This window comes from Aetokthonos hydrillicola CCALA 1050, from assembly GCF_017591665.1.
In the GTDB taxonomy this organism is placed as follows: domain Bacteria; phylum Cyanobacteriota; class Cyanobacteriia; order Cyanobacteriales; family Nostocaceae; genus Aetokthonos; species Aetokthonos hydrillicola.
Map to the genome: position 1 here is coordinate 1 of NZ_JAAKGC010000022.1, position 15575 is coordinate 15575.

Consider the following 15575-nt stretch of genomic DNA (forward strand, 5'->3'; position numbering starts at 1 on the left):
CTACCAGTTGGTATACTGCATGTCAAGAAGGTCGCGAATACAAAGGTGAGTTTCGCATCTTCACCTCAGCAGGAATTGAGCGTTGGGTTTATGTCTCGTCATCCCCAATGCTTTGTGAGCAATGCCAAGTTATTGGGTATGTTGGGACACTAGAAGATATCACTGATCGTAAACAAGCAGAAGAAGAACACATTAAGTTGATCCGTGAGCAAACAGCACGAGAAGAAGCTGAGACAGCAAATCGCCTTAAGGATGAGTTTTTAGCAACCCTTTCCCACGAACTTCGTACACCCTTAACGTCAATACTTGGCTGGGCTAAAATACTGCGCCAGAGGAAACTCGATGAACAAGCTATTGATCGAGCCCTAGAAACAATTGAACGTAACGCGTCTTTACAAGCACGACTCATTGAGGATATTTTAGATGTCTCACGGATTATTCGCGGTAAGCTTCAATTAACTCTTTGCCCTGTTAACCTAGTGAGCGTGATTTCAGGAGTTTTAGATTCTGTACATCTTGAGGTAGAGGCAAAAAACATTCAGCTTGAATTTATAACTTCCTCCTCCGCAGGAGAAATGGAAAGAGGGAGAGATGAAAAGACTTTGTCGCATTCCTCTTTTATGTCTTCTCCTTTCCTCGTATCAGGTGACTCCAGGCGGTTACAGCAAATCATTTGGAATTTAATTAACAACGCAATTAAGTTCACATCTGAGGGTGGAAGAGTGGAGGTAAAATTGTCATTAGCCACAAAACAGGCTCAACATATCCAAGGAAAATCTTTCCCCTTGTCTACCTCGTCCCCTCCGTATGTCCAGGTGACTGTCACTGACACAGGTAGTGGTATTAGCCCAGATTTTCTTCCTCATGTTTTTGAATACTTTCGTCAAGCCGATGCTTCTATAACTAGAAACCAAGGGGGATTAGGGCTTGGATTAGCGCTTGTCCGCTCTTTAGTGGAAATGCACGGAGGACAAGTCCATGCACACAGCGCAGGAATCGGACAAGGAGCAACTTTTATTGTAGAGTTACCTCTTTTAGCAGCACCAACTAAGGGAGATTCGTTAAACGAGGCAAAACTCCACAAAACCCTCTAACTAAGCAGAATTAATGAGATTAACTGCTAGAACTAAATCAAAGTCATGCAAATACAATGCCTTTAAATAGCAACTAACCATCATGCATCTAGCTCAAGTATGGGACAACAATCCATCTTTAGGTCAACAGACAAAGTTATGTAGTATGCTTCAATATGGTCATGGTAAGTTAAAAATACCTACTCCGTGTTTCACTGTGTTAAGATTCATTACAGGTAAAAGAGTATGGCTGAATCATACTTAGAGACTCAACAGCAGGGCTTGCCAGAAATGATCAACCGGATTTTGAAACTCATTAGCTCTAGCTTAAAGAGCTTTCTCCAATCAACAGACAGCTTCCGTCCACTGGTAGTAAGCAGTTAATATTTCGACTACCATTCTGACTCATTCTCTCTATCACTTTTCAGACATTGCTTACTAGTGCCTCATATTGATGTATCTGCCGCTTACCCGACCAAGAGCTAGCGGCAGCACTCCCATGAACGTTAGTACATTAACGAGAGTTATCCTATTATGACACAATATCAAGTTCCTTCTTCAAGAACTAAGCAGTTTCCTTCAAATCAACAGCCAATTTGGCAAAAGGACAAAACGAGTAATTGGGTTGTGAATACTCACTTACCCGTTAGTTACAAGATAGTTGAGAGCGAAGATCTATTTGATATCGAAAATCAAAATCTTCTCTTTTTGGACTGTAACCCGCCAAAACCTCCAATTCGCAGGTTGGTAGTGATAGATGAGAGGGTATACTCACTCTACGGTGAACGCATTCATAAGTACTTTCATGCTCATGCTGTTGAGCACCATGTGTTACCTCTGCCCATATCTGAGCAGCACAAAACTATGGATGCAGTGTTCCAGATTTTAGAAGCACTAGTCAAATTTGGGATTGTTAGGCGACACGAGCCATTAATTGGTATTGGCGGTGGGGTTCTGCTTGACATTGTTGGTTTAGCAGCCAGCCTTTATAGACGAGGAATTCCTTATATTCGCATACCAACAAATTTGATGGCTTTAATCGACGCCAGTGTTGGAGCTAAGACAGGAATTAACTTTTTAGGTTATAGGAACCGTATCGGTACATACTACCCCCCTATAGCAGCGTTCCTTGATAAAACTTTTCTGCAAACTGTAGATACTCGTCACATTTCCAATGGATTGGGAGAGATACTCAAGATGGGAGTTGTAAAGGATAGAAAACTGTTTGAACTCCTCGAGGAGTACGGCGAGCAATTGGTAGAAGAAAAGTTTCAAGGTTCAGGTGTACCAAATCTAGTTATTCAACGTTCTATCGAAGGGATGGTAGAAGAATTAGAACCGAATCTCTGGGAAAAGCAATTAGATCGACTTGTAGATTTTGGTCACTCTTTTAGTCCATTAGTAGAGATGAGAGCACTACCGGAACTCTTGCACGGCGAAGCTGTAGCTTTGGATGTATTATTTTCTTCAATCCTTTCTGTTCAGCGTCGTTTATTGAGCGCTGAAGATCTCGAGAGAATAATCCGTACGATGAAGCTACTTAGACTTCCCTTATCACATCCACTCTTTTGCGATTCCATTTTATTGTCTGAAGCTTTAGAGGATACAATTCGACATCGCAATGGACTTCAACGACTGCCATTACCTATTAGCATTGGCTACGCAAATTTCTTTAATGATGTAACATTTGAAGAAATTGATTCAGCCGCATCTAAGATGAAACAGTTGCAGTTCTAAAGGTTCTAAAGTATTCACTATTAGTGATCACCACTGTGGGATAATTGTATAACCTTGTTTTCAATCTATCCCACACTGAATTAGACTGATTGTAAAAATTTCAACAGAGAGAGGGTAAAGCATATGATCATCAAAGGCTAGATTGATAAAATTTGCTGAAACAAATGCACATCAAACTTCAGATTCAAAAGCGAAACGAGACGATAAAGTATTAACGTCAGCCGATTATTAGAAAGGTATAGCTATTTTATGATGAGCAATAAATCTATCCTACCTGTGCCACCTTATAAAGCATTAATTTTCGATTGTGATGGCACTTTAGCTGATACCATATTCCTTCATTTTCAAACCTGGGCAGATGCTATGCGTCCTTTTGGGTTCGAGTTAACAAAAGAATGGTTCTATGAGCAAACTGGTTTATCTGCTATGGAACTTATAAAGACTATCAACAATACATTCGACCATGAACTTGACCCATTATTAGTCACTAGCAGTAAGGAGAAACTGTACAGAGAATTAATACATACAGTTAAGGAAATCCAAGCAGTGACTGATATTGTGAGAACACACTGCGGAAAAACCCCTATGGCAGTTGCTTCAGGCAGCAATCGTTCTATAGTTCAAGCAACGCTCAGTGTCATTGATCTGCTTGATTTATTCGATACAATCGTAACCATAGATGATGTCCCAAGGGGAAAACCATGTCCCGATATTTTTCTAGAAGCTGCTGAACGTTTGAAAGTTTCTGCAACAGATTGTATTGTTTATGAAGATAGTAATGGGGGTTTAGAAGCTGCTCGCCGTGCTGGAATGCGTGCAATTGACATACGAATTCTTTGGAATTCTTCTAGTTTTGCTAGTGTCTAAGCAAACGATAAAATTATTTACCACTTCTGTTCTAAATAATTTCAGTTTAGGGATTAGAGAAACTTTAACAAAGGATTTCCTAATATGAATAATTCACAAAAACAGGTGGCCTTAATTACCGGTGGAGGCTCAGGGATTGGTCGTGTGACAGCGCTTGTACTAGCACAAAAAGGTATTCGCGTGGTGCTAGGTAATCGTCGAAAAGAGCTTGGTGAAGAGACAGTAAATCTCATTAGAGATGCTGGCGGTGAAGCAGTATTTCAGCAAACTGACGTCTCTAAGGCTGCTGATGTTAAAGCATTGATGGAAAAGGCAGTAGAAACTTTTGGTCGGATAGACTTTGCCTTTAATAACGCTGGAGTGGGCGCAGCATCTTTACTAGCCGAGCAGAATGAAGAAGATTTTGATTATCTTTTCAGTGTTAATGTCAAAGGTGTTTGGTTGAGCATGAAGTACGAAATCCAGCAGATGCTCAAACAAGGTCATGGAATTATAGTAAATAACATCTCAGTGCATGGATTCAGAACAATCTTTCCTGGAGTTTCTATCTACACAGCCACCAAACACGCGGTTCTTGCTTTAACTAAAGCAGCAGCATTTGAGTACGCTAAATATGGTATTCGTGTTAATGGAATTGCTCCAGGACCGATAGAGACAGATATGCTCAAAGCTTCGGCAGATACAATTGGAGGAATCGAAACTTGGAGCAATATGCTGCCAATGAAAAGGATAGGAAAACCGGAGGAAGTCGCGAACTCTGTACTTTGGCTTTTCTCAGATGCAGCTTCGTTTATTAATGGTCACATTTTAGCAATTGATGGTGGGTTTCTAGCCCAGTAGATAGCTATTCAGCTTTTAGTGGGCGTGAGGATAGGTTGAGTTTTTACAGATTCAAGGAGTAGATTTTGATGAGCGTGAACTACGACTACGTAATTGTCGGTGCAGGAGCTGCTGGCTGTGTTCTGGCTAATAGAATTACAGCAGACTCAAATACAACTGTACTTCTTCTGGAAGCTGGCGGAAATGACCAAAATCAAACAGACATTATTACTCCTTCAGCTTTTCTCACATTATTGAAAGGTTCTAATGATTGGGCTTACTATACAGAGGAGCAATCTCAACTTAATAGTCGAAGAATATACTGGCCTAGAGGTAAAGTATTAGGTGGTTCTAGCTCCATCAACGCTATGGTTTACATTCGAGGTAACAAAGCAGATTTCGATCATTGGCAAGATTTAGGCAGTGAAGGTTGGAGTTTCTCTGATGTATTACCATACTTTAAAAAAGCCGAAAACTATGAAAATGGAGATCCTTTGTATCACGGTATAGCAGGACCTTTGAATGTGAGTAATCTTCTCAGACCTAACGAGCTTTCTCAGATCTTCATCAAAGCAGGTATTGAAGTTGGTCTATCTTTTAACAAGGATTTTAATGGCATCCAACAAGAAGGTGTAGGGCTTTATCGGGTGAACCAGTTGAACGGCAAGCGTCATAGCGCTGCTGCTGCCTACTTACATCCTTGTTGGAAAAGACCGAATCTGACTCTTAAAGAGAACGCTCAAGCTACTCGCATACTTTTTGAGAATAATCGTGTTATCGGTCTCGAGTATATCCAGAATCAAAATATCCAGACTATTAAAGTGAATAAAGAGGTGCTGCTATGCGGTGGAACAATTAACTCCCCACAACTTTTAATGCTTTCTGGTGTTGGTTCGGCTGAACAATTAAAGAATCTGGGCATTCCTGTAGTTACGGATATACCAGGCGTCGGACAGAATTTACATGACCACATACAAGTATTCGTGTCTTATGAGAGTAAGCAACCAATAGATGTAGATATTGCTTCTAACATTGGTGAGGCAGGAGGATTTACCAAAACTAAACCTGAGTTGTCTGCACCTGACTTGCAACTTATTTTTGTTCCAGTTCCCGATTTGAACTACCGGACTAGCTCCAAAAGTCAAGGTTTTGCAATTGGAACAGCACTCACCTATCCGAAGAGCCGAGGATATCTTGCCTTACGCTCAAACAATCCTTTTGACCCACCAATTATTCAGCCTAACTATCTTGGTGTTAGAGAAGATTTAGACGTTTTGGTAGAAGGAGTCAAGCTCGTTCGTAAGATAGCAAGTGCCAGCGTATTCGATGCATTCCGTGGTCAAGAGAAATTTCTAGGTTTCGCCGAAATTTCCGATTATATTCGGGCAATGGCTGAAACTCAATTCCATCCCGTGGGTACTTGTAAAATGGGTAACGATCATATGTCAGTTGTAGACGCTCAGTTGCGAGTGCATGGGGTTGATGGTCTACGAGTGATCGATAGTTCAATCATGCCTGTAATCACTAGGGGAAACACCTACGCGGCTACTATTATGATTGCAGAGAAGGCCGCTGACATTATTGGTAAGTAGAGCGAGACCGATTGGTGACAGAAAAATTTCTAATAAACAAAGTCAAAGAAGTTTGAAAAATGAACCAGAGACAACAGCGAAGATTACATTGGGGTGTTATGGGTGGAGCCTGGATAAATTGCCTATTTATTCCGGGTCTGAAAACAGCTAATAATGCTATCTTGATGGCAATTGCTAGCCGCAACCAAACTAAAGCTGAAGCTATTGCTGCTCAATATGATGTGCCTAAAAGTTATGGAAATTATGCAGCACTCCTGACAGATCCTGAAATTGAAGCAGTCTATATTCCTCTGCCTAATACCTTACATATCGAGTGGGCTATGCGTGCCATCGCTGCAGGCAAACATGTACTGGTGGAAAAACCCTTAGCGCTCGAGCCCAACGCCATCACTCAATTAGAAAAGATGTCAAAATCTGCTGGCGTACTAGCAATGGAGGGCTTTATGTACCGTTTTCATCCCCAGCACACTCGCGTAAAAATGCTTATAGATAGCGGTGCTATTGGTGAGCTTATGGCGGTTCGCGCTACTTTTGCTTTCCCTGTTAGCGGTCAAACTTACAACATTCGATTAGAGAAAGAAATGGGTGGTGGTGCGACTTGGGACTTGGGTTGCTACGGTGTTAATGTTGCACGCTGGTTTTTTGATGATGAGCCACTAGCTGTTTATGCTGAGGCCACATCACGACCCGGTTATACTGTTGATACCAGCGTTACTGCCATACTCGATTTCGGTCACGGTCGTCGTGCAATCCTCGACCATAGTCTTGATTATGGTCCACGTTCCACTTATGAGTTGCAAGGTACCAAAGGTTCAATTGCTATCGAAAATTTATGGCAGACGCCTGATAAATCAGCCATCATTTATCTTCGCTCTGGCACAGAACTGCACCAAGAATTAGTCTCTGCTGGCGATCATTTTCAACTCCAAATTGAAGCTTTTAGTCAGGCTGTCATTACCAATCAACCCGCTCCATACTCACTAGCGGATGCTAGAGCAAACACTCTTGCTTGTCTTGGCGTTCTCAAGTCAATTACGGAAAATCGCCGAGTTAGTTTGGCTGAGGTCACTTCTGATTTTGAGCGGAGAGAGAGTAAAGCTTTATCCAGTCAAAAATAAAATATGTTGAGAATACAGAACATGAAATTGCTTAGAGCTTTCGTGTTAGCTATGCTGACTACTATTAGTGCTGCTACTCCTACTTTGGCAGAAACCTTTCAAAAATCATCTTCTCACAGTAGTGCAGTAGAAGGCATTGGCTTAATTGCTGGTTGTGGAACTACCTTCGCCGCTCTCCCGGACTTTATTACTATGCTAAAGAGACGCTCTACCAAAGGTTTCAATCCTCGGATGGCTGCGATTACAGGTATATTTCAGGTCATTTGGGTGGTGTATGGCTATCTGATTGCTGCACCTGCTGTAATTACCTGGAATGTTATAGGTGTTACTACTAATGCTACAACTGTTATCGCTTATATCCACTTTAACAATGTACAAAAAGCTTCTCAAAAAACAACTTTCAAACAATAGAGCCTCTGCCTTACGCCAGGGTATTTTCCTGCAGCCACAAAGAAGCAGTATGAGCTAAAAAAGACATCGAAAAGCTTGGAATTCCAGTTACTAGTACTGGGCTTATGCCTTCCGTTCACACCAGTCGGTAATATGAAGGAAGGCATTTTTACTACTTATAAGAAAGTAGGCTGAAAACCCTGTGGCTTTAGCCCAGGGATGAAAGCGCTCTAGTTGCCCTTTAGGGCTGAGTGATACCATCAATCTCGTTGCTGTGCAATATAAGCTTTTACGGATTCTGTAGAAATGTTACCAGCAGTAGACACAAAATAGCTAGGAGTCCATAAGGTTGGTAGCTTCAAAAGTTCTGGGAATTCTTTTCGCAAATGATGAGATGCCCTTCCCTTAATACGATTCATCATAGTAGACGGGTTGTCCGTAGGTTTAGCGTTAAGAAAAAGATGAACATGGTCGGGCATGATTTCCATTGCTATAATCTTCCATCTGTTTTCGTTGCACACTTCACAAATAACTTGCTGAAGTCTCTCAGCTATTGTGCCTATTAAAACTTTCTTTCTACGTTTAGGGATAAAAACAAAGTGATAGTTAAGCAATGAAACAGCATTACCCTCGTGCCGATATTCGTCAGGAGAAAATTTAGCCATATTTCTGTAATTTTAGCTTGCGTTTTGTATAAGAACATTGTAGAATAAAATAAGCTCATCAACAATGAGGTGATAATACTTGCTAACAAACTATGTGTACAAGCTACGCCCTAATGTCGGGCAATCAAACGAAATGAATCATTGGCTTGATATGCTGAGAAGCCAATACAATTGGTCTTTGGCTGACCGCATTTCACAGTATAATCAACAATTCATTCAAGGTGATTACTCCGATACGAGAACCAAGGGAGAAGCTTGTCCATTAACATGTTTTGTTAGCAAGAATGGTGCTAGTGGTGAACCTTGGAAAGACAGCAAGGTTGATAAGGATGGAAATTTAAAAAATCCTCGCCGTAGCGCAGGGGATATCCAGATTACACAGTTACCAATACTTAAAAAAGCTAGACCCTGGTACGCGGACATTGACTCTACGGTACTACAGCAGAACGTTAAGAGACTGGATAAAGCTTACGAAAACTTCTTTAATGGTAGTGGTTTTCCAAAGTTTAAAAATCGTTCAACTTTCTCATCGTTCACTTACACGGTAGGAATTAAAGTTCAAGGCAATAAAATTTACTTGCCTAAAATTGGTTGGATGAGATTTTTTAACTCTAGGCCAATACCATCTGGATTCACTATCAAAGCTGCAACTATTCGTAAGCGTCAAGATGGTTGGTACGTGTCGGTGAGAATCGAAGATAAAACCGTACCTGATTACGTCCTTAAACCCTTAACAGAAATTAAATCTGTGTTGGGTTGTGATCTGGGAATCACCAAACTCGTACATTTGTCCGATGGTCATCAAGTTAAAAATCCTAAGTTTTCAACCAACAAGAAAGTTAAACGCAGGCTGAAGATTAGACAGCGTAGAGTCAATCGAAAAGTTAAAGGTAGCAAGAATCGGAAAAAAGCAGCAGCATTAATTGGTAAGCTACATAAAAAAATCTCAAACAAGCGTCAAGCCTACCAATGGGAAGTAGCTAATTTAATTTCTTCTAGAAAAGTCGATGCTATTGCTGTTGAAGATTTAAACGTTTCTGGAATGCTCAAGCGTTGCCGTCCAAAAGTCGATGAAAAAGGACGATTCTTAAGCAACGGTCAGAGTGCTAAGAAAGGTTTAAATCGTAGTATTTCAGATGCTAGCTGGAACGAGTTAACTCAGAAAATCGATTACATGGCTGTGAAGTCAGGAAAGATTTTAATCAAAGTGAACCCAAAACATACAAGTCAAAAGTGTAACGTTTGCGGTCACGTTGATGCTAGCAGTAGGGATAAAGAAAAGTACATTTGTGTAGCTTGCGCTCACATGGCTCATGCTGACATAAATGCAGCTAAAAATATTAAAGAACTCGCTATATTTAACATAGCGAGTGTTGTACGGGGGGACTCTCCGGAACAAGGGTCACGAGACTCTAAACGCCCGAAAAAACGTAAGGAGAAATCAGTACGCCGAAAAGGCAAACGTACTGAGCCTGGGAACTTGAGCAATCAAGATATTGAGAGACTTGTCTCTTAAGAATCTGCGCGTCTTTAGACCGGAGAGTGTCAAACAGTAAGGTCAGGAAATACTTCTTGTATAGCAGGGTGAACTATGCGGCGATCGCGCACATTCACACCTTTGGCTAATCCTGGATTCTTTGCTAATGCCTCAACACCAAAATTAGCCAACTGCATTACATATGGTAGTGTACTGTTGTTAAGCGCTTGGGTTGAAGTCCAAGGTACTGCTCCTGGCATATTAGGAACGCCATAATGAACTACACCCTCTTCAATATATATTGGGTTCGTGTGAGATGTGGGATGTACAGTTTCTACACAACCACCTTGGTCAACAGCGACGTCCACAATAACAGAACCTGGACGCATTTGTTTTACCAAATCCCTTGATACAAGGATAGGTGCTCTGCGTCCAGGAACTAGAACCGCTCCAATGAGTAAGTCGGCATCTTTAACTGTAGTTTCAATATGGGCAGAGTTACTATACAGTAGTTCTACTCTTGAACCAAATAGAGTTTCTAAATAAGATAACCGATCAACGTTCAAATCTAAAATCTGGACGGAAGCCCCCATCCCCACGGCTATTCTAGCCGCTTCTGTACCAACGACACCGCCTCCTAAAATTACGACTTTGCCAGGTTTAACACCAGGAACGCCGCCTAATAAAACACCTCTACCACCAGAGGAACGCTCTAGGAATCTTGCACCAAATTGTACTGACAAGCGTCCAGCAATTATACTCATAGGTGTGAGTAGAGGAAGCTTGTTGATACCTGGTTGCTCTACTGTTTCGTACGCGATCGCCGTCACACCAGACTGAATTAAATACTCAGTTAATTTTCGGTCAGCTGCTAAATGTAGATAAGTAAACAATACCTGCTCTTTTTGCAGAAACTTATACTCTGTATGTAATGGCTCTTTAACTTTGATAACTAGTTCCCGATTCCAAGCAGCTTCTGGGCTAGAAACAATCTCTGCACCAGCGCTTATGTAATCATCATCTGTGAATCCTGCACCAGCACCAGCCTGAGTTTCCACAAAAATGGCATGACCATTCTCGTATAGCGCCCTCACGCTTGAAGGGCTCAACCCAACTCGAAACTCTTGATCCTTTGTTTCTTTGGGAACACCAATTTCCATTTATTACCTCTAATAATTTTTCTTTAGATTAAGTTTGTCAGTCTCATCCCCGATTGAATGAATCAGAGACTACGAATTTAGCTGATTTTTTCTTTAGCCAGCTACTGTTTTTGAAACTTTTCTATTTTATTGTTCCCAAAAGTCACGCTTCATCTTTCCTACGCGATATACCCCACCCTTCCCAAAACGATGATCTGAGTAAATTCCGTACCCCTACGGGGAAGCAAGCTACAACCCAACCTACAGAGTCTTAATGTTTATTTTATAAATTATCTCTTAGGTGATCATTTCTCAGTTGACAATAGTAATCTAATTACGTTAGGTTTCTTTAAATTTGTTTGCAATACTTATAAAGTAATTAAACAATAGCCCTAAAAGGTGACAAAAATCATTAACAAAAATTCAATAGAAAAAAAATAATTCAAGAAATCATCAAGGATGGTATTTTTAGATTAGTCGCTTTTTTGGACCAAAAAACTAGAACACCGATTCAGTAATCAGAGTCATGATCAAAAACCCAGTTTCTTGGCTCTGTAACAAGGAATATTTATTTGTGGAAGAGCTAAAAATATGCTTTTTCAATCTCGTCTTTTATTAATGAATCGGTCTTCTAGGATAAATAGGAGGCTCAAAGAAGGTGCTATATGACAAATTACAATCTCAATGTTTATGGCTAACAAGTTATTTACAGAATACCCTGAACAGGATGAGTGTAAATACTATAATCTTGTCGTTGATAAGGTGAGGAGCCACATAGATGATCTTTTTGACACTCTCCGCTCTAAAGAGACGGAGATTCTTAAGACCATGAGCGTCTTAATATCCTGTTTTCACAGGTTCCCAGGCTCAATACGTTTACCACTTAAGGCGTACTGATATCTCCTTGCAGTGTTTTGGGCGTAGACTTCCTCCCAGTCCGGGAGTAGGTTTTATTTAAATGTCTTGTACTGACATGCTCAGATCATACCACGGCAGCCTAAAGACTGCAATGAGCATTCATCCCTTGCCTAAAGTACGGAAAACGCACCTGTGGTGCTGTTCCTCAAGGGTTTTCTGCATTTTTCTTATAAAGACTCTGAGCGAGCTCTGCGAGACACCCATGCAAAAACCCACGCTGGCGTTAAAGGAACTTTAGAAATCTTTGATGTCGATGAGGACTCAATTAAACGTGAACTAAGCAAACTTACTTCATTAAACTCTAAGCAACTTAATAGTATATCTATTAAACAAGGCTTGCTAGCTCAACCAAAACAATACCCAGTTTGGTTGCGGTTCGCTAACGGGCGCACTCAAGTAAAAAATGATTACGTTGCAGATACACGCTCTATGGCGGTGAAAGTGATAGGAGTGGAAGGGGAACGGCTTATGCAAAGTTATGAGTCCAGAACCCAGGACATAGTACTGCAAAATGCAGAGATATTCTTTATTAAAAGTATTAAAGACTACTACGGTTTTTTTTGTGCTGCTGCTCAATCACAAAAAAGAGCTTTTAATTGGCTGGTGCAACATCCATTTCAGTTCCTAGCGCTTACTAAACTTTTTAAAACATGCCGCAACGGTGGCACTACCATACAAACAATACTTGATTTTTTCATAAAACTACGGGACAATACGGTGTGTTTAATAGATTGATAAGAAACAACGGTAAGTTAAGTCCACATCAAAAAAGTCAATGTATATACCTGTACCGTAATTTAAAAGGGTGTAGGCAGAACGAATTTACTTTACCGACTTGCTTATTTGCTTTCCAACAAATACAAACACAAACTTACTCCATTAATCAAAAGCTCTGAAATAGAAAATGAAACGTCTTGTTGTATGCTGTGATGGAACTTGGCAAAAGTTAGCGAATCCTTGCCCAGGTAATGTGATTAAACTTGCTCAAGCAGTCAAATCGACTGGCAGTGACGGGACTCCACAGATCGTATTTTATCAGGAGGGAATTGGAACAGAGAATGAGTCTAGCAAGATATTTGACGGTGCAACTGGAGAAGGGATTGATCAAAATATACAAGATTGCTACCGTTTTCTGAGTCTCAACTACGTTCCTGGAGATGAAATCTATCTGTTTGGGTTCAGTCGAGGTGCTTACACAGCCAGGAGTCTCGCAGGGATGATTTATTGTTCTGGTCTGCAAAATCGCTCTCATATTACCAGAGCACCTGAAGCTTACGAGCTTTATCGTAACCGAGACATTAAGCCAAAGGATCCAGCCGCAGTGAACTACCGTCAACAATACGGCGATCGCGTTCCTATAACCTTGCTCGGTTGTTTCGACACGGTTGGCGCTCTTGGTATTCCAAGTATACCTGCCTTCAAGCAGTTTACCGAACAGCTCAATAAAAGGTACCGATTTCATGACACCACTCTCAACAGAGATATACAAAATGCACTTCATGCTGTTGCGATCGACGAAACCCGGGAAGTTTTTGATGTCACGCCGATGAAGCAAAACCCTGATGCTCAAAATCAAAAAGTTATTCAAGTTTGGTTTCCAGGTGTACATGGTTGTGTTGGGGGTGGAACGGAGGAAAACAGAGGATTATCAGACGGAGCGCTACAGTGGATGATAGATTCAGTTGATCATCTGGGATTGGGGCTAGAGTTGGATCCGAGTATAATTCCTGGAGGTCTAAAACCTGATTACAATTGTCCTTTTAAAAACGATCCTGGATTCTTCATATTGGCAGGAATTAAGCTTCGCGAGGTGAGTGACAACATTGATGATCTTCACTCAAGCACAATCAAGCGTTGGAAAAGCCTCAAGGATTATCGTCCCAAAAATTTAGAAAAGCTTGCCGCTAAACTTAATTTACTCTGAGGCAAACTGAAAAGAAAAACTCTGTAAGAATTTAGGATTCAGGAGTCTTCAAAGATTAGTAAAATATTGAATGCCTAAGAAGACACACCCAATATAAAACCCTTATAATTTTTGAATCTTAACTCCTAAATTCTTATTAATAAAATCTTTTTCTGTAGATTTAACACAAGTAATCAAACCAAAAAACTCTAAGGAGAATAAAATAATTATGGGTACAAAAAGAGATACATCTAGAGATGGATTAAAAAACAAAATTGAGACTTTTGCTTTAACTAACTTAAAACCGCTATGGGACTTTATTCAAAGCAATGATGCTCTAAAAAAAGTAGTCAACAAAACCGTTATTAACAACGCCATTTTAAAAATTCCGACTCGTCCATATCCATTTAGTACTAAGTCTCCTTACACCTCTTGGGAGTCATTGACACAGAGAGACTATTCAGGAATCCATTTACCACCTCTTGATTGGAAACCTTTGACAGATAAAAACTATATAGGAGTTAATTTAGCTCCATCTGAAAACTTTGAAAAGAATTTTCCTCCTGTTGAAGATCTGGCGGTCTTGTATAAGAAAACTGGAAAGACTCTATACTCGCCAAAATCTACTTTGTTGTTTCCGTATTTTGTCCAATGGTTTACTGACAGTTTTCTGCGTACAGATCGTCAGAATCACCTAAGGAATACTTCCAACCACCAAATTGATTTGTGTAATGTTTATGGTTTAAACCCAACAATTACTCATCTATTAAGGTCGCATCAAGGAGGTAAACTAAAAAGCCAAATAATTAATGGAGAAGAATATCCTCCTTTTTACTACGATGAAAATGGACAACCTAAAGAAGAATTCAAAGGCATACCTCATGTCATGGCTAATGAATTCCTGACCAAAGCTGAAACTTTCCCTCCAGAAAAAAAACACAAGTTATTTGTCATGGGGGTAGAAATAGAACGGGCAAATGTGCAAATAGGCTATGTCATGCTGAACATTCTTTGCTTAAGAGAACACAATCGCCTCTGTGAACTCTTAGCAAAAAACTATCCAACTTGGGATGATGAACGCCTTTTCCAAACAGCAAGAAATATCGTAATGGTGGAGATGCTGAAAATTGTGCTGGAGGATTATATAAATCATATTACTCCCTATCACTTTCAGTTTTTTACTGACCCTCTATCATTTACTAATGAAAAATGGTATCGCCAGAATTGGATGACGGTAGAATTCACCTTAGTCTATCGTTGGCATAGTATGCTACCCGACACGCTCATCCATGATGGCAAAGAAATGACCATGCCCGATTCCATGTGGAACAATGACATGATTATTAACAAGGGGTTAGGAGCTATTTTTGAGGAAAGCTGTTCTCAGCCTGCTGCACAACTGAGTTTATTCAATACAGCTGATTTCTTAATTCCTACTGAATTAGCAAGTATTCGTTTAAATCGCGCCGCAAAATTAAGAAGCTATAACGATTATCGTGAGATGTGTAAATATCCACGGGTAACCAATTTCAATCAAATTAGCAGCAATGAAAATGTTCAAAAAGAACTGAAACGATTATATGGTCATGTAGATAATATTGAGTTGTATGTTGGACTGTACGCAGAAGATCTGCGGCCAAATTCTGCCTTACCACCTTTGGTCGGAAGGCTAATCGGAATAGATGCATTTTCTCAAGCTTTCACCAATCCTCTGTTAGCAGAAAATATCTTCAACCCAGAAACTTTTTCTCCAGTAGGTTGGGCTGAGATACAGAATACCAAAACTCTCTCTCAAGTGTTGCATCGCAACATCCCTCAAGGTAAAAACTATAGAGTTTCTTTTTATCGTCAAGATTGGCAAAGAGTTTAATTAGCCA

General features: G+C 40.3%; 14 protein-coding genes. 12 read left to right on the forward strand and 2 right to left on the reverse strand.

The features are described 5' to 3' along the window. From G4P69_RS13415 to G4P69_RS13450, 8 genes are all read left to right on the forward strand, one after another. Window positions 1-1094: PAS domain-containing sensor histidine kinase (locus G4P69_RS13415; RefSeq protein ID WP_208350168.1), on the forward strand; the 1094-nt coding region annotated here is incomplete at its 5' end. A gap of 225 nt (window positions 1095-1319) precedes the next feature. After that, window positions 1320-1457, forward strand: a complete 138-nt coding sequence (locus G4P69_RS13420; RefSeq protein ID WP_208350170.1) for a hypothetical protein — start codon at window positions 1320-1322, stop codon at window positions 1455-1457. A gap of 150 nt (window positions 1458-1607) precedes the next feature. Then, window positions 1608-2810 carry a sedoheptulose 7-phosphate cyclase gene (locus tag G4P69_RS13425; protein WP_208350178.1) on the forward strand — a complete coding sequence of 401 codons (1203 nt, stop codon included), beginning with the start codon at window positions 1608-1610 and terminating at the stop codon, window positions 2808-2810. A gap of 249 nt (window positions 2811-3059) precedes the next feature. Then, window positions 3060-3677 carry an HAD family hydrolase gene (locus tag G4P69_RS13430; RefSeq protein ID WP_243902953.1) on the forward strand — a complete coding sequence of 206 codons (618 nt, stop codon included), beginning with the start codon at window positions 3060-3062 and terminating at the stop codon, window positions 3675-3677. An 84-nt stretch (window positions 3678-3761) separates the two neighbouring features. Then, window positions 3762-4517 (forward strand): glucose 1-dehydrogenase, encoded by a 756-nt coding sequence (locus tag G4P69_RS13435; protein ID WP_208350180.1) that lies wholly within the window; start codon window positions 3762-3764, stop codon window positions 4515-4517. Window positions 4518-4585: 68 nt separating this feature from the next. Further along, window positions 4586-6088 carry a GMC family oxidoreductase gene (locus G4P69_RS13440; RefSeq protein WP_208350183.1) on the forward strand — a complete coding sequence of 501 codons (1503 nt, stop codon included), beginning with the start codon at window positions 4586-4588 and terminating at the stop codon, window positions 6086-6088. A 59-nt stretch (window positions 6089-6147) separates the two neighbouring features. Next, window positions 6148-7206 carry a Gfo/Idh/MocA family protein gene (locus G4P69_RS13445; protein ID WP_208350186.1) on the forward strand — a complete coding sequence of 353 codons (1059 nt, stop codon included), beginning with the start codon at window positions 6148-6150 and terminating at the stop codon, window positions 7204-7206. A 21-nt stretch (window positions 7207-7227) separates the two neighbouring features. Further along, window positions 7228-7617: a SemiSWEET family sugar transporter gene (locus tag G4P69_RS13450; RefSeq protein WP_208350189.1), complete on the forward strand. Its 390-nt coding sequence runs from the start codon at window positions 7228-7230 to the stop codon at window positions 7615-7617. Window positions 7618-7856: 239 nt separating this feature from the next. Here the strand turns inward: G4P69_RS13450 and tnpA are convergent, their stop codons facing one another. Further along, on the reverse strand, window positions 7857-8261 hold the full coding sequence (tnpA, locus tag G4P69_RS13455; protein WP_208350199.1) for an IS200/IS605 family transposase: 405 nt from the start codon (window positions 8259-8261) through the stop codon (window positions 7857-7859). Window positions 8262-8355: 94 nt separating this feature from the next. On the opposite strand from tnpA, the gene G4P69_RS13460 reads away from it, so the two are divergent. Continuing rightward, entirely contained in the window at window positions 8356-9777 is a 1422-nt protein-coding gene (locus G4P69_RS13460) for an RNA-guided endonuclease InsQ/TnpB family protein (RefSeq protein ID WP_208350200.1), read from the forward strand. A 29-nt stretch (window positions 9778-9806) separates the two neighbouring features. On the opposite strand, the gene ald is transcribed toward G4P69_RS13460, so the two are convergent. Continuing rightward, window positions 9807-10898 carry an alanine dehydrogenase gene (gene ald / locus G4P69_RS13465; protein ID WP_208350203.1) on the reverse strand — a complete coding sequence of 364 codons (1092 nt, stop codon included), beginning with the start codon at window positions 10896-10898 and terminating at the stop codon, window positions 9807-9809. Window positions 10899-11927: 1029 nt separating this feature from the next. Between ald and G4P69_RS39200 the strand changes: the two genes are divergently transcribed. From G4P69_RS39200 to G4P69_RS13480, 3 genes are all read left to right on the forward strand, one after another. Beyond that, window positions 11928-12530, forward strand: a complete 603-nt coding sequence (locus G4P69_RS39200) for a catalase family protein (RefSeq protein ID WP_243902955.1) — start codon at window positions 11928-11930, stop codon at window positions 12528-12530. Window positions 12531-12699: 169 nt separating this feature from the next. After that, entirely contained in the window at window positions 12700-13719 is a 1020-nt protein-coding gene (locus G4P69_RS13475) for a DUF2235 domain-containing protein (RefSeq protein WP_208350207.1), read from the forward strand. 208 nt (window positions 13720-13927) lie between these two features. After that, window positions 13928-15568 (forward strand): peroxidase family protein, encoded by a 1641-nt coding sequence (locus tag G4P69_RS13480; protein ID WP_208350209.1) that lies wholly within the window; start codon window positions 13928-13930, stop codon window positions 15566-15568. The last annotated feature ends 7 nt before the right edge of the window (window positions 15569-15575 follow it).

Excerpts from the sequence above, each read along its gene's own strand:
- G4P69_RS13435 (WP_208350180.1), top strand. The coding sequence starts at position 3,762 with ATGAATAATTCACAAAAACAGGTGGCCTTAATTACCGGTGGAGGCTCA.
- tnpA (WP_208350199.1), bottom strand. The coding sequence starts at position 8,261 with ATGGCTAAATTTTCTCCTGACGAATATCGGCACGAGGGTAATGCTGTT.
- G4P69_RS13445 (WP_208350186.1), top strand. The coding sequence starts at position 6,148 with ATGAACCAGAGACAACAGCGAAGATTACATTGGGGTGTTATGGGTGGA.
- G4P69_RS13480 (WP_208350209.1), top strand. The coding sequence starts at position 13,928 with ATGGGTACAAAAAGAGATACATCTAGAGATGGATTAAAAAACAAAATT.
- G4P69_RS13440 (WP_208350183.1), top strand. The coding sequence starts at position 4,586 with ATGAGCGTGAACTACGACTACGTAATTGTCGGTGCAGGAGCTGCTGGC.
- G4P69_RS13425 (WP_208350178.1), top strand. The coding sequence starts at position 1,608 with ATGACACAATATCAAGTTCCTTCTTCAAGAACTAAGCAGTTTCCTTCA.
- G4P69_RS13450 (WP_208350189.1), top strand. The coding sequence starts at position 7,228 with ATGAAATTGCTTAGAGCTTTCGTGTTAGCTATGCTGACTACTATTAGT.
- G4P69_RS13430 (WP_243902953.1), top strand. The coding sequence starts at position 3,060 with ATGATGAGCAATAAATCTATCCTACCTGTGCCACCTTATAAAGCATTA.
- G4P69_RS13475 (WP_208350207.1), top strand. The coding sequence starts at position 12,700 with ATGAAACGTCTTGTTGTATGCTGTGATGGAACTTGGCAAAAGTTAGCG.
- ald (WP_208350203.1), bottom strand. The coding sequence starts at position 10,898 with ATGGAAATTGGTGTTCCCAAAGAAACAAAGGATCAAGAGTTTCGAGTT.
- G4P69_RS13420 (WP_208350170.1), top strand. The coding sequence starts at position 1,320 with ATGGCTGAATCATACTTAGAGACTCAACAGCAGGGCTTGCCAGAAATG.